Source organism: Psychrobacter sp. TAE2020, assembly GCF_018919485.1.
Classification (GTDB): Bacteria; Pseudomonadota; Gammaproteobacteria; order Pseudomonadales; family Moraxellaceae; genus Psychrobacter.
This window is the reverse complement of the sequence record NZ_JAHLMU010000001.1, coordinates 3,171,843-3,185,859: the sequence shown is the minus strand read 5'-3', so window position 1 is coordinate 3,185,859 and position 14,017 is coordinate 3,171,843. Positions and strand designations below refer to the sequence as shown.

Annotated in this window: 12 protein-coding genes; 10 read left to right on the top strand and 2 right to left on the bottom strand. The window is 43.4% G+C overall.

Translation table 11 applies throughout. From position 1 onward, the window contains the following. Positions 1-35: 35 nt before the first annotated feature. Entirely contained in the window at positions 36-206 is a 171-nt protein-coding gene (locus KPY62_RS13115; protein ID WP_216582919.1) for a hypothetical protein, read from the bottom strand. A 616-nt stretch (positions 207-822) separates the two neighbouring features. Between KPY62_RS13115 and kdpF the strand changes: the two genes are divergently transcribed. From kdpF to KPY62_RS13065, 10 genes are all read left to right on the top strand, one after another. Next, positions 823-903 (top strand): K(+)-transporting ATPase subunit F, encoded by an 81-nt coding sequence (kdpF, locus tag KPY62_RS14055; protein ID WP_193032053.1) that lies wholly within the window; start codon positions 823-825, stop codon positions 901-903. Next, on the top strand, positions 903-2,615 hold the full coding sequence (gene kdpA / locus KPY62_RS13105) for a potassium-transporting ATPase subunit KdpA (protein WP_216582917.1): 1,713 nt from the start codon (positions 903-905) through the stop codon (positions 2,613-2,615). Before kdpF ends, kdpA begins: the two co-directional genes overlap by 1 nt. 99 nt (positions 2,616-2,714) lie before the next feature. Continuing rightward, entirely contained in the window at positions 2,715-4,853 is a 2,139-nt protein-coding gene (gene kdpB / locus KPY62_RS13100) for a potassium-transporting ATPase subunit KdpB (RefSeq protein WP_228730697.1), read from the top strand. A gap of 21 nt (positions 4,854-4,874) precedes the next feature. Continuing rightward, positions 4,875-5,537, top strand: a complete 663-nt coding sequence (kdpC, locus tag KPY62_RS13095) for a potassium-transporting ATPase subunit KdpC (RefSeq protein ID WP_216582915.1) — start codon at positions 4,875-4,877, stop codon at positions 5,535-5,537. Between the two features lie 216 nt (positions 5,538-5,753). Beyond that, entirely contained in the window at positions 5,754-8,465 is a 2,712-nt protein-coding gene (locus KPY62_RS13090; protein ID WP_216582913.1) for a DUF4118 domain-containing protein, read from the top strand. Between the two features lie 109 nt (positions 8,466-8,574). Further along, positions 8,575-9,261: a response regulator gene (locus KPY62_RS13085; RefSeq protein ID WP_216582911.1), complete on the top strand. Its 687-nt coding sequence runs from the start codon at positions 8,575-8,577 to the stop codon at positions 9,259-9,261. 80 nt (positions 9,262-9,341) lie between these two features. Next, positions 9,342-10,598 carry a tetratricopeptide repeat protein gene (locus KPY62_RS13080; RefSeq protein WP_216582909.1) on the top strand — a complete coding sequence of 419 codons (1,257 nt, stop codon included), beginning with the start codon at positions 9,342-9,344 and terminating at the stop codon, positions 10,596-10,598. 143 nt (positions 10,599-10,741) lie between these two features. Then, positions 10,742-11,371 carry a DedA family protein gene (locus tag KPY62_RS13075; protein WP_216582907.1) on the top strand — a complete coding sequence of 210 codons (630 nt, stop codon included), beginning with the start codon at positions 10,742-10,744 and terminating at the stop codon, positions 11,369-11,371. A 236-nt stretch (positions 11,372-11,607) separates the two neighbouring features. Continuing rightward, entirely contained in the window at positions 11,608-11,757 is a 150-nt protein-coding gene (locus KPY62_RS13070; protein ID WP_216582905.1) for a hypothetical protein, read from the top strand. A gap of 320 nt (positions 11,758-12,077) precedes the next feature. Next, positions 12,078-12,776, top strand: a complete 699-nt coding sequence (locus KPY62_RS13065; RefSeq protein WP_216582903.1) for a VIT1/CCC1 transporter family protein — start codon at positions 12,078-12,080, stop codon at positions 12,774-12,776. Between the two features lie 201 nt (positions 12,777-12,977). Here KPY62_RS13065 and KPY62_RS13060 read toward each other — a convergent pair whose 3' ends face one another. Continuing rightward, positions 12,978-13,907 (bottom strand): bestrophin family protein, encoded by a 930-nt coding sequence (locus tag KPY62_RS13060; protein WP_216582901.1) that lies wholly within the window; start codon positions 13,905-13,907, stop codon positions 12,978-12,980. Positions 13,908-14,017 lie beyond the last annotated feature (110 nt).

Sequence of the window (14,017 nt, the reverse complement as noted above, 5' to 3'; positions counted from 1 at the left end):
TAAACTAAAAAATAATAGGCTAATAAGTCGCTTAGCTAGTCTTTTTTATCTATGGTTATTTCAATAGATTTACTATTTCCAGCAAACCACTTCTGAACATATAGAGTGCCTACGATAGGTGCCGTACCTTCATCAGGCACTTCCTTGTAGCGAACACTATTCTTAGTTTCTTTCTCGTATTCAAACACTACTACTTTTTTTGACATAAAATATTCCTTATAACTATTATGAAGAAAACATGCTGCTAACACTAAAGCTCGCTGGAACCGTTTAGTAGCTTAGTGAGCGAGTGAAATCATGAAATGGTTTTTTCTATTCTTAACCTTATATAACTTACGCTCTTGAAGTCGATAAAAGCCCAAAGCACAGTAGCTAACTCTAAGCTTGCGAGTCGACCTGTCGTATTGTCAAGTATAGTCAAACCTCTCTCTTTTTATATCATCGCCTAATATATTAAAAAAAATTACTACTCGTTGCCTCTCTTATTTCGTTATAAACGCTTCTAAGCTAGGTGATAACTAGAAATATACAATTTCTTAAATATTTTTTCTCACCAATGATCTCCATTCTCATCTTTATACTTTCTTTATATCCTACCAGATCATCTTGACAACACTTTTATACCTCTGTGAGCATACTAAGCGCTTAAATTAATCAATAAGCAGCAAGGTTTTAGTGAGCTTGTAGCATATATCAGTAGGTCCTCATAAGCCGTTAATAAGTTAAGGAGTCATCTTAGTCCTTAGCCTAGTTATGACCTTGATTGTTGCTTCTTGCTAACTAGCTATTAGCTGATCTCTACTATGATTTTAGGAGTGTGCTATGGAAGTGTTTGCAGGGTTTATTGCCCTCGGTTTGTTTGTGTATTTGCTATATGTATTGATTAAACCGGAGGCCTTCTGATGACCATGTACGCCGCATCACAACTGATCATCTATCTGCTGATTTTATTCACCCTAGGATATTTTTTATCAGGGTACGTCATGCAAAGAATGCAGGCGCCTGTATCGCGTTTTGAATCGCGAATTTTTAGCGCGCTGGGTATGCTTGGGCGTAATGCTCAAGGTAACCGTGCTGAGGGTATGACTTGGAAACAGTATGCTCTCGCTATCGTACTTTTTAATATCATTGGCTTTTTGGCATTGTTTGTATTGCAGCTTATGCAAGGCAATCTACCGCTAAACCCCGCTAACATGAGCGCAGTTAGTTGGGATTTGGCTATGAACACCGCCATTAGCTTTATGACGAATACCAACTGGCAGGCTTATGGTGGTGAGAGCACGATGAGCTACTTAACCCAGATGATGGGCATGTCTCTACAAAACTTTTTATCAGCAGCCACTGGGATTGCCGTCGCTTTTGCGCTAATGCGTGGTTTGATAGCCAAAAAGAGTGCTCATATCGGTAATGCTTGGATAGATTTATGGCGTTGTAACGTCTATATCCTACTACCGATAGCCACAATTATTGCGCTGTTATTAATGAGCCAAGGGGTAGTACAAACCCTATCAGCCTACATGGATGTGCAAACCTTACAAGGTGATACTCAGACTATCGCTTTAGGACCAGTCGCGTCACAAGAAGCCATCAAGATGTTAGGTACAAATGGCGGCGGCTTCTTTAACGCTAACTCTGCGCACCCCTTTGAGAACCCCACCCCTTTTTCTAATCTAATTCAAATGTTAGCTATTTTTCTTATTCCAACTTCGCTATGTTTTTGTCTGGGTAAAATAAGCGGTAACCTCAAACAAGGTTTGGCAATATTAGCGGCTATGACCTTGTTATTCATAGGTATGTACTCGTTAACTGTGAGTAGCGAACTTGCTGGCAACCCTTGGTTAACCTCACAAGTTTCAGGCTTAACTGCTGCTGATGTCAGTGGCAATATCGAAGGCAAAGAAGTGCGCTTTGGTGTCGTGGCCTCCTCATTATTTGCCACTATTACTACTGCCGCCTCTTGTGGTGCTGTAAATGCTATGCATGATTCATTCACGCCTATGGGTAGCTTTGGATTAATGTTGCAGATGCAGTTAGGCGAAGTAGTGTTTGGAGGTGTCGGAGCAGGTCTTTACGGTATGCTTTTATTTGCCATATTGGCGGTATTTGTATCAGGACTAATGATTGGACGCACTCCAGAATATTTGGGTAAAAAGATCGAGCCATTCGAGATAAAAATGGTAGTACTAGGCTTGCTTGCAGGCCCGATGACGGTGTTATTAGGCACGGCTATTAGCGTCATGACTAGCAGCGGTCAAGCAGGAATATTCAATCCTAGTGCGCATGGCTTTAGTGAAGTGCTGTATGCCTTTAGCTCAGCGGCTAACAACAACGGCTCCGCTTTTGCAGGATTGGCGGGAGATTCAGTGTTTTATAACTCTATGCTTGGGTTGGCCATGATATTTGGACGCTTTGGGGTGATCATTCCAGTACTGGCTTTAGCAGGGTCATTGGCTAATAAGCCAAGACTTGAAGTCAACAACGGCACTTTACCAACGACGACACCGCTGTTTGTAGGCCTATTAGTGGGCACAGTGCTGATGATTGGAGCCTTGACTTTTATTCCAGCATTAGCTCTTGGACCTATCATAGAGCAAATTTGGATGTTAGGAAGCTAGTGGCTTAGTGGCTTTATTTTTAACGAGCTAGGCAAGCGAGCATTCACCTGACTAAGGGTGAATGGACCCAACTTTATGATTATGTTAGGAAAACAGACAATGAGCATTTCACTAGATTCTAATACTCAGACTATAAGTTTGCCACCGCAACAAGACCCTGATAAATCTGATTTACCAGAAAAACCGGTTCAGGGCATTCTTGATCCTGCGTTAGTAAAGCCGGCACTAAAAGATGCCTTACTTAAGCTTGATCCACGAGTGCAGTGGCGCAATCCGGTAATGTTCGTGGTCTATATTGGGTCATGGCTGACGACCATATTGGCCATCAATATGATGATTCAGGGACAATCTGGGGTTGGCTTTACTTTAGCGATTGCCTTTTGGCTTTGGTTCACCTTGCTGTTCGCTAATTTTGCCGAAGCTTTGGCAGAAGGACGCAGTAAAGCCCAAGCATCGAGCTTAAAACAGGCTCGTCAGGACGTGCAAGCCCGTAGGCTTGCTGGTAGCGATAAACTATCAGCGGCTACTATGGTTCAAGCTACTGAGCTCAATCAAGACGATATTGTTTTAGTGCAAATGGGTGAAACTATTCCAGCAGATGGCGAAGTGATAGAAGGCCTTGCTTCGGTCGATGAATCAGCCATTACTGGGGAGTCAGCGCCTGTTATTCGTGAAAGCGGTGGCGATTTTAATGCGGTCACTGGTGGTACTAAAGTGCTGTCAGACTGGTTAATAATCCGTATCACACAAGCGCCTGGTCAAGGATTTTTGGATCGGATGATTGCCTTGGTAGAAGGTGCTAAACGTACCAAAACGCCTAATGAGATTGCCCTGACTATTTTGCTAGTTGCGCTAACGCTAATATTCTTAATGGTGTGCGTAACCTTGATGCCATTCTCCCAGTTTGCGGTGCTGGTATCCAATCAGGGCGAGCCTATCTCTATAGTCATTTTAGTGGCCTTATTGGTCTGTCTGATACCTACCACCATCGGCGGCTTATTATCGGCCATAGGCGTAGCTGGCATGAGTCGGATGATGCAAGCCAATGTGATTGCAACCTCTGGGCGGGCCGTAGAAGCCGCTGGTGATGTCGATGTGCTATTGCTCGATAAGACCGGCACTATCACTTATGGCAACCGTCAAGCCTCATTGTTCCTGCCGTCTAACGGTATTAGCGAGAGCTTACTAGCGGAAGTAGCGCTTATCAGCTCATTAACTGATGAGACCCCAGAAGGTCGTAGTATCGTCAAGTTAGCCCAAAGCCGTTTTGAGATAGATGAGAATGTTTGGAAATCAAAGCCGTTCGAGACTATCGAATTTACCGCACAAACTCGGATGAGTGGCACTGATATCGATCAACGCCATATCCGCAAAGGGGCTTTTGACGCTATTGTAAAATGGGTACAACAACAAGGAGGCAGCCTCCCTAGTAATTTAGAGCGACAAGTAGAAGATGTAGCACGCCGTGGCAGTACCCCGCTTCTGGTCGCAGAAGGTCAGCAAATACTAGGCGTTATTGAGCTCAAAGACGTGGTTAAGTCAGGTATCAAGGAGCGCTTTGCTGAACTGCGTAAAATTGGCATCACCACAGTAATGATCACTGGTGACAATCCCTTGACGGCTGCCGCTATCGCTGCCGAAGCTGGGGTTGACGATTTCATGGCAGAAGCCACACCAGAACAAAAGCTTGAGCTGATCCGTAGTTACCAACGCCAAGGTAAGCTAGTTGCCATGACTGGCGATGGAACTAATGACGCACCAGCACTTGCCCAAGCTGATGTTGCAGTCGCTATGAATAGTGGCACTCAAGCGGCTAAAGAAGCGGCTAATATGGTGGACTTGGACTCCAATCCAACTAAGCTTATTGAAGTAGTGCAAACCGGTAAGCAGATGCTGATGACACGTGGTGCCCTGACCACTTTTAGTTTAGCCAATGACGTTGCTAAGTACTTCGCCATTATTCCTGCGGCCTTTGCAGGGACTTACCCTGCGCTTAACGTTCTAAATATTATGCAGTTAGGTAGTCCAAAGAGCGCTATTTTATCAGCGGTTATTTTTAATGCCTTGATCATCGTGTTCTTAATTCCATTAGCGCTACGAGGGGTCACCTATCGACCAGACTCGGCTATTAATCTATTGCGCCGAAACCTAATGATATATGGCTTAGGGGGTCTGATCCTACCCTTTATAGGTATCAAACTTATCGATATGCTCATTAATTTAATGCACTTGGCATAACCATTTCTAAGGAATATTGCTATGAAAACCCATTCTTATCTAGATAACCAACCAGCAGCAGATACTAAGTCTACAGACCCGTTAAATAATGTTGCTACTGATATGCCGATGCTTAAACCTGCTATATTATTGTTTATCCTGCTTAGCATCATTTTGGGGTTATGCTATCCCTTAGTTATGACCGCTATTGCCCAAGTGACTATGCCAAATCAGGCTAATGGTAGCTTAATAGAAAAAAATGGTACCTTGATTGGCTCTGCGCTTATCGGACAACAGTTTGATCAACCACAATATCTATGGACTCGTCCTTCTGCCGCTGGTGAAGGCTATGATGCTACTCAATCTTCAGGTAGCAATCTAGGGCCTTTAAATCCTGAGCTGGCGACTTCAGTCACGGCACAAGTACAAAAACTAAAAGCTGCTGATCCACAGAATCAAGCCCCTATTCCCCTCGACTTAGTGACTATGTCTGCCAGCGGTCTAGATCCCCATATCTCGCCTGCAGCAGCACAATGGCAAGTGAACCGAGTGGCGCGCATACGGGGACTAAGTGCTGAACAAGTACAGACCGCTATCGATGATCATACTGAAGATAAGCAGTTTAAGTTGTTTGGAGAATCACGAGTGAATGTCTTGTCGGTGAACTTAGCCTTAGATGAGATCTCGGCAGCCTCAGTTAAATAACAAGATCGACGCTAAGTAAAGTTGACACTAAGTAAAATAGATAAATCACTTTATAATGCGAGACTGGGTTAAATCTTTCTGGCTTGCTGTGCCGATGCCGACAGAGGCTACAAAAAATGGATCTTAATCTCGCTGTATAGTTTTTGCAATGAGATGACTATAGCGCATTACTAATTAGAAATTGACGTTTTAAATCCGTCATTGATGAGGGTTGCTATGCATGATATTCGGCCTACTCCAGAACAGTTATTGCAGCAAATAAAGCAGCAAGAAAATGCTCTTAGTAGAGGCAAATTAAAAATATTTTTTGGATCATCTGCTGGCGTAGGTAAGACTTATGACATGTTGTCCTCCGCGCATCAAGCGCAGGCTCATGGACTCAACGTATTGGTAGGGATTGTAGAAACTCATGGCCGTAGCGAAACAGCAGCGCTACTAGAAGGGCTTACCTCACTGCCGTTGCGGGAGATTGAGTATAGAGGCAAGACCTTAAAAGAGTTCGATATCGATGCGGCGTTGGCTATCCATCCGGACATTTTACTAGTTGACGAGTTAGCGCATAGTAACGTCTCAGGGTCTCGCCATCCCAAGCGCTGGCACGATGTGGAAGAGCTGCTAAAAGCGGGTATTACGGTCTATACCACTTTGAATGTTCAGCACCTAGAAAGCTTAAACGATGTGGTTAACCAAATTACTGGCGTAGTGGTTCAAGAAACCTTACCCGATTGGTTCTTTGATCAGGCCAACGAGGTGGTGTTAGTTGACTTGCCAGCAGAGGAGTTATTAGCTCGGCTTCACGAAGGCAAAGTATATATCCCAAGCCAAGCTAAACATGCGATCAAAAACTTCTTTCGTAAGGGCAATCTGATGGCCCTGCGTGAGCTGGCATTGCGTAGAACCGCAGACTTAGTCGACGCTGACATGCAAGATTATCGCAATCAGTCCCGCATCGCACCGATCTGGAATACAGCCGATCAGTTATTGGTTGGCATTAGCACTAGAGATCACAGTGAGCGTCTTATTCGTCATGCCGCCAGACTCGCCAGCAGCTTACATTCGCAGTGGTATGTGGTGCATGTCGAGACCCCTCGCAGTATTCATAAATTGGCGCATAGTAAGCAGCAAGTATTACAAGCACTGCGCTTGGCTGACGAGCTGGGAGCAAAAACGGCAACTATTAGTGCTATTACGGTTGCCGAAGGTTTGGCCAGCTATGCCCATCAGTTCAATATTGGCCGTATTATTATTGGTCAAAACCAGACTAAAACTTATCACTGTGGCAGATCGCTTGTAAAGCTCATCTCGCAGCAGGACGTGAACTTAGATTTAATCTTAGTCAATCAAAGCAAAAAGACCAGCAAGCGACCCGGTGAACATCGCCTGCCTTCATGGGATCTTGCTACTTTATCTTCTATAGACAATCGTAACGGTTATCTAATGGCGGCTTTAGGGTGCGGTCTAGTAACGGTTAGCCTCGTAGCGCTGACACGCTGGTTTGACTTAGCCAACGTCGTTATGCTGTATTTATTAGTGATTGTTTTTATATCAGCACGCTTTGGTCGTGCCCCTGGCATACTAGCCTCCTTTTTGAGCGTACTAAGCTTTGACTTATTCTTTGTTGAGCCTAAGCTGTCCTTTAATGTCAGCGACGTCCAATACTTAGTGACTTTTGCGGTTATGCTGTTGGTATCTTTAATCATTAATAACTTAGCAGTTGGCCTACGATTTCAGGCACAAACCGCACGCCAGCGCGAGCAGCAAGCGATCTCTATGAGTTATTTGGCCCAAAGTCTAAGCGCAGCACGTAAAAATGATGAGATCATCAACCAAGCTACCGTTTGGCTTATTAAGCATATTGCAAGCCAAGCTATCGTGGTGATGCCTAATGCTGAAAGTAAGCTAACTATCGTATCAGAGTCTACGGTCCCAGCAGAATTCAACTGGAATGTCACCCGATGGGTATTTGACCATAATGAGAGCGCCGGTCTAGCCACTAATACGCTGACCGCTAACCCTATGCACTACCGCGCGCTTTCTACCTCCAACCAAGTACTTGGTGTGCTGGCACTGATGCCAGACGAGGTCAACACCTTTAATCAGCCCGAACAACAACGAGCGCTCGATATCGCCGTTGCTCAGATCACCTTAGCATTAGAGCGCGTATATTATGCAAAAGTGGCGCAAACCGCCCTTATAAAAGCTGAGTCAGAACGGCTACGTGGTACTTTGTTATCAGCATTGTCTCATGATATCCGAACGCCTATTACCGTCCTATCCGGATTAGCCGCCTCGCTCATTAGTCAAACTTTGACCATTGATGAGCAACAGCAATTGGCCATCGATATCGAACAGCAAGCAAATGTGATTCAGCGCTTGGTTATTAACATTTTAGATTATGTCTCATTACAATCTGGCGGTATGAAGCTCAACAAGCAATGGGTGAGCTTAGAGGAGATCGTTGGCGGTAATCTTCGCCATCTTGAGCATTATCTAAAAACTCGGCAAGTGCAGATAGACATCCCTTATGATATTGAGTTTATTTATACTGATGAATTGATTCTATCGCGTATTTTAAATAACTTGCTCACCAATGCCATCAATTACACCGCCGATGACTGCAGTATTGCCATTAAAGCAACACTTAACCCGCAGCAACAGTATCAAATAACCATCACAGACACCGGAGAAGGTTTGCCTGAGGGCATGGAAGAACAAATATTTGAGCGTTTTACCCGTGGCAGCTCTGAAAGTACTACAACGGGTTTGGGGCTGGGATTAGCATTGAGTAGAGATTTAGTTGAGCACTTAGGAGGTACCCTACTCGCTAATAATGTACAGCCTCATGGCGCTCAATTTGTCATCGTACTACCTTGGCAGTCACTGCCTGACCAGCATCTATTAAGCAATAACTTAATACCTAGCCGCTGACTTGTTAACACTGCTGACTCTTTAATTGGGGTTGGGCAAATACATTCAGCAAACTTGGCACCATAACTGTTATGTTAGGGGCTCAATACCATTAGCGAACGATATATCCATGAAGACCATACTAATCATTGAAGATGAAAGCCACATTGCTCGGTTTATTAAGACCGCTATGGAGCAAGAAGGCTATCAAGTTTTTACTGCCGATAGCTCGCATAGAGGTTTAATAGAAGCTGCCTCTCGCCGTCCTGATCTGCTGGTATTAGACTTAGGGTTACCTGATGGTGATGGCTGTGACGTCATTACTGATATTAGATCTTGGTCATCGTTGCCTATTTTAGTATTGTCCGCTCGCAGTGATGAGCAGGATAAAATAAAAGCGCTAAATTTAGGGGCTGATGATTACTTAGTAAAACCTTTTAGTATGGGTGAATTAGTGGCTCGCGTTAACGCTCATATGCGGCGCTGGCAAGTAGGTTGTGAAGCGCCTATCCAGCTACAGCTTGGCAATGTCAGTATCGATCTTGTGCAACGGCAAGTGAGGAAAAATGGAGAAGATGTGCACTTGACTCCTATTGAGTATCGGCTACTCACGGTGCTCATTCGCCATGCAGAAAAAGTACTCACTCACCAGCAGTTACTTAATGAAGTCTGGGGCAAGGGTCATGCCCATCAAGAGCATTATGTGCGCATCTTTATGTCAAATTTACGACAAAAATTAGAAGACAATCCTTCTCGGCCCAATTACTTGTTAACTGAAATCGGTGTCGGCTATAAGCTACACATTCCTAAAAGCTGATGTTTAATTTTTACCGGGTAATATTATTAGATACTGATTAGTAGACTAAGAGTATTACCTATTTACTCAAAGGAATAATAATGAAATGGCAAATACCCAAACAGACTATCATTTATAAAACTTTAGCTTTAGCAAAGTCACTCAAGCTGCCTGTATCGGACAAAGCCATAGACAGTGCTTATAATAAGCTGTTGGCCGCTAAAGATAATGCTGACGCTCAGTTCAATCTTGGCATGATGTACAGTAACGGCAGTGGGGTCATTGAGGATGATAATATCGCTGTTGAATGGTTGCAAAAAGCCGCTAGTAAAGGTCATGCTATTGCTCAGTTTTATCTGGCGCAAAAGTACGATAAGGGTATAGGTGTGCTGCAAGATGATGATAAAGCCATCGAATGGTATCAAAAAGCTGCTGATCAAGGGTATAGCGAAGCTCAATTTGAGCTTGCAGTCATCTATGGTAGTGAAAGAGGAGGCGCTCAAAATGAAGCCAAAGCTTTTGCCTGCTATCAAAAAGCCGCCGCTCAAGGCCATCCCGTTGCTCAGTACATCGTTAAGCTAATTGATGAAAATGATGTTCCTGATAACGCTACTAAAGATATTCAGTGGAACCAAAACGATGCTAATCATAGAGCTCATACTATTGCTCAGTATTACCTTGAAGTATTGAGCCATGATGGCGTTTCGATGAATAATGCCGAAGCGGCACAGCGCTATCGAGAAGCCGCCAATCAAGGCGATGCCGTTGCTCAATTCAATCTTAGTGTGCTGTATAAAAAAGGTAGAGGGGTATTACAAGATAACTTTGAGGCGGCTAAATGGTTGCAAAAGTCCGCTGAGCAAAACAACAGCCATGCCCAATACAATCTAGGCATCATGTACAAAAAAGGTGAAGGGGTTGAGCAAGATTATGTCAAAGCTATTGAATGGCTGCAAAAATCTGCTTCTCAAAATAATAGCCACGCTCAATTTAATCTTGGTGCTCTATATGAGAAAGGCGAAGGAGTACTTGAGGATGATGCCAAAGCTGCTGAATGGTTCCAGAAGGCAGCTGAACAAAATAACAATCATGCTCAGTACAACCTTGGTATTCTATACATGAAAGGCGAAGGGGTCAGCCAAGACTATGTCCAAGCTGCTAAATGGCTACAAAAATCTGCCAACCAAAATAATGTTCACGCTCAGTTCAATCTTGGCTGGTTATACGAAAAAGGCCAAGGGGTTGCGCAAGAGAATGCGGCAGCGATTAAATGGTATAGTCTAGCCTGTAACAGCGGTTCATATAAGGGCTGCGAGCAGCGTGACCGATTAATATCTCTTAACAACTCTAGCCTTTAATTTTATTTAGTATAAGCCTAAACCATGTTGAACATAGGGCCATAGCCTAAATTAAATTTATCATAGCGCTCGTTTTAACCTTTTCTTAACACCCGCACTGCTAAGGTATTATCCTCCAAGCAGTCATTTAACGAGCTCATACAATGGACCAAATAAGCACTTGGGTGCTGACTATCATGGCAAAATTTGGCTACTTAGGCATTATCTTTGCCATGTTTGCCGAAAACGTTTTTCCACCTATACCTTCTGAAGTGATCATGCCAGCCGCAGGTTTTGCAGTAGCTAAAGGCGATTTAAATCTGCTGCTAGTTATCCTAGCTGGCACCTTAGGCAGTGTCCTTGGATCGTTACCTTTGTATTATTTAGGCAAATTATTCAGCGAAGAGCGTTTAATGGCTTTTACTAAAAAGTATGGTAAATATGTGTTTGTTAAGCCTGATGATATATTGTCATCAAGTGCTTGGTTTAATAAGCATGGTAAAAAAGCGGTATTTTTTGGACGTATGGTACCCGGTATCCGCTCACTAATATCTATTCCTGCTGGTATCAACAAAATGCCGATGGTCTCCTTTTTACTATTGACTGCATTAGGTTCCAGTATTTGGACTACCCTCTTAACCCTTGCCGGCTATCATTTTGGTAGAAACTATACCGTTATCGAGACCTTACTTGCCCCTTACTCCAAAATATTTTTAATAGCGGCTGTTGCTATTATTGTTGGCTGGTTTATTAAACGCCGGCTGTTTAAGCAAGTTAATAAGACTACTTCCTGATTCTACCATTTCTCGATTTAATAAAATGCTAAAAGTTAAAGATTATGGATGCTGTTGCTAGAGCTTATTATCATTTAGCGCAACTAAAAGGTAAGGGGCTAATTATAATTTTCAACTTTTATAGCTCTGTAAGAGGCTTACTTGTATCAGTACTTACACACTAGATAAATTTGTTTACTTTACAATCAATTAGGATAATCACATAATAAACAATCAGCCATAAAAGGATATTTATTATGGACGCCTCTCCTGCTATCGGTGCGACAATATTTTTCTACATTGTAGCTTTTATTGTGGTTATGATTATTGGTGCGTACCTTACCTATCAGGTTAGCCCATCCAAAAGAGAGCACCGCAAAGCCAAACGTAACAAACCTATCGATTGATTAATAGAGCTATTTAAAACCCTCCTTTTGTTCTTTGCAAAGGAGGGTTTTTAGTTTAATTTTACAGCGCGTTGAACCTTCAGAATAAGGCACTGCTGATAGCTATTAAGAGTAAAACTTACAAGCTACTTATTGGCTGCTGTACCAAATTGATGATTAGTGCTTTATATAACCCCTGTTAGTTCAGCCTATTAGTCAGACAGTTGTCCGTACTAAGGAGCTGTTGGCTAGGGAGGCTAAGATCAGCGAAATAGCTAGAAATGACATTATGGATTACACTGCCCTAGTTAAATTCAGCTTTGCAGTGTCTAAGGATATCTATGCATCACTCTATTCATGAAGAAGCACATCTTAGCAATCGTAATCATTGGTTACGAGCAGCAGTGTTGGGTGCAAATGATGGACTTATTTCAACCGCCAGTTTATTAGTCGGTGTTGCAGCGGCAAACCCTAGCAGCCAGACTTTGCTATTAACCGGACTGGCCGCATTGACAGCTGGCGCCTTATCGATGGCTGCTGGCGAGTATATTTCAGTATCCTCACAAGCTGATACTGAAAAAGCTGATTTAGAACAGGAACGCTATGAGCTGACTCATAATGCTGAACGTGAGCTGTTTGAGCTGACAAAAATTTATGTAGCTCGTGGACTTGATCATACTCTAGCGCATCAAGTTGCAGTAGCCTTGACCGAACATGATGCCCTTGAAGCACATGCTCGTGATGAGATAGGCTTGACTGATCTTAGTACAGCCAAGCCGATTCACGCCTCAGTCGCCTCGGGGTTCGCATTCATTGCTGGTGCCATACTCCCTATTATCGGTATTTTAACTTTACCTACCCAATCTCTAGTCTGGTCATTAGCCTCTGTAACTTTAGTAGGCTTAATTTTACTAGGTATAATTTCGGCGCGCTTAGGCGGCGCACCTATTATCCCTGCTACTGCTCGGGTGGTGATTTGGGGCGTATTAGCAATGCTAGCAACGTCGTTGATCGGTCGGTTATTTGGGATAGCTGTTTAGGCGTGGTTACGGTTATAAGCGCTTGACTATCCTAGCGCTTAGCAACCATTAACACTCATATAATCAAGACTTAGTAGCCACGCTTAACCCGTTTTTATTTTAAAGAAATGCTAATTAACTTTGTTTTTAAAGAAGTGATAATAAATATAAAAGCTAGAAGCCACAACAGTAGAGCCGTTGTTAAAATCTTGGCTTAACGGCTTACTGTAAGAAGTAGCCATCTTTAGCCCTTATCTCAGAGGGAAGATCGCTTTCTCCAAGTGCTTCTAGCAAGTTTATTTCTATAGTGCGTGAGATAGCTGTCAATGGCAAATGATTAGCAGCTATGCCAAAAGGATCGGTTATCTCTTCACTAAGAGCATCGAGACCAAAAAAGGTATAAGCAATGACGCCACAGACTAATGGGGTGGCCCAGCCCAAAGAAGCAGCTAAGCCAAAAGGCAACATAAAACAATACAGATAAGTAGTGCGATGTACCAATAGAATATAAGCAAAGGGTAATGGCGTGTTATGAATACGCTCGCAAGCTGCCAGAACAATAGTCATAGAAGTCAGACGCTCGTCCATATTTTGGATCATAAGGTCTGAAGTTAGTTGCTGACGTCGACTATAACCGAGCTGCCGACCAAGCTGCCGCAGTAGGTACTCAGGTAGATTGCCAGCTTGGCGCATACTGGCGTGATACTTTGGTTCCACAAAACGATCAACGTCCTGCCAAGGTGAAGTATTACGCAGTCGATGACGTAAGGCATGAGTAAAAGCAATAGTCAGGTTGATCATACGGCGCTGAGTATGGCGTCCCGTTTCAGTGTCCTCATCTATAAACGACAACACTTGGCGAGTCAGGCTACGTGCTTCATAGACTAGCTGGCCCCATATCCCCCGAGCCTCCCACCAGCGCTGATAACTGGCATTATTACGAAAGCCCAAAAACAAAGATAATGCGATACCTAATAAGGTAAAAGGGGCCACACTGTAAGAGGAAAAGTAGCTGGGAATCAAATGCTGAACAGCCGATATTAAGGTGCTAAGCAAAGTGATTAGTAACACCTGAGGATAAATATGAGGGATTACCGAGCCACGCAGAGTAAAAAGTATTTTGAAGGCATTGGGTTTTTGCCGGACAATCATGTCAGGTTCCTACTATTAATAAACTAATTTTGAAATACACGATGCTGATATTATTAAGCGAAGTAAGCTTAGCGTTCGGTAGCTATTCATCCACAAACGCACCGCAACAC

Coding starts and splice junctions, on each gene's coding strand:
- KPY62_RS13115 (WP_216582919.1), bottom strand. CDS start 206: ATGTCAAAAAAAGTAGTAGTGTTTGAATACGAGAAAGAAACTAAGAAT.
- kdpF (WP_193032053.1), top strand. CDS start 823: ATGGAAGTGTTTGCAGGGTTTATTGCCCTCGGTTTGTTTGTGTATTTG.
- kdpA (WP_216582917.1), top strand. CDS start 903: ATGACCATGTACGCCGCATCACAACTGATCATCTATCTGCTGATTTTA.
- kdpB (WP_228730697.1), top strand. CDS start 2,715: ATGAGCATTTCACTAGATTCTAATACTCAGACTATAAGTTTGCCACCG.
- kdpC (WP_216582915.1), top strand. CDS start 4,875: ATGAAAACCCATTCTTATCTAGATAACCAACCAGCAGCAGATACTAAG.
- KPY62_RS13090 (WP_216582913.1), top strand. CDS start 5,754: ATGCATGATATTCGGCCTACTCCAGAACAGTTATTGCAGCAAATAAAG.
- KPY62_RS13085 (WP_216582911.1), top strand. CDS start 8,575: ATGAAGACCATACTAATCATTGAAGATGAAAGCCACATTGCTCGGTTT.
- KPY62_RS13080 (WP_216582909.1), top strand. CDS start 9,342: ATGAAATGGCAAATACCCAAACAGACTATCATTTATAAAACTTTAGCT.
- KPY62_RS13075 (WP_216582907.1), top strand. CDS start 10,742: ATGGACCAAATAAGCACTTGGGTGCTGACTATCATGGCAAAATTTGGC.
- KPY62_RS13070 (WP_216582905.1), top strand. CDS start 11,608: ATGGACGCCTCTCCTGCTATCGGTGCGACAATATTTTTCTACATTGTA.
- KPY62_RS13065 (WP_216582903.1), top strand. CDS start 12,078: ATGCATCACTCTATTCATGAAGAAGCACATCTTAGCAATCGTAATCAT.
- KPY62_RS13060 (WP_216582901.1), bottom strand. CDS start 13,907: ATGATTGTCCGGCAAAAACCCAATGCCTTCAAAATACTTTTTACTCTG.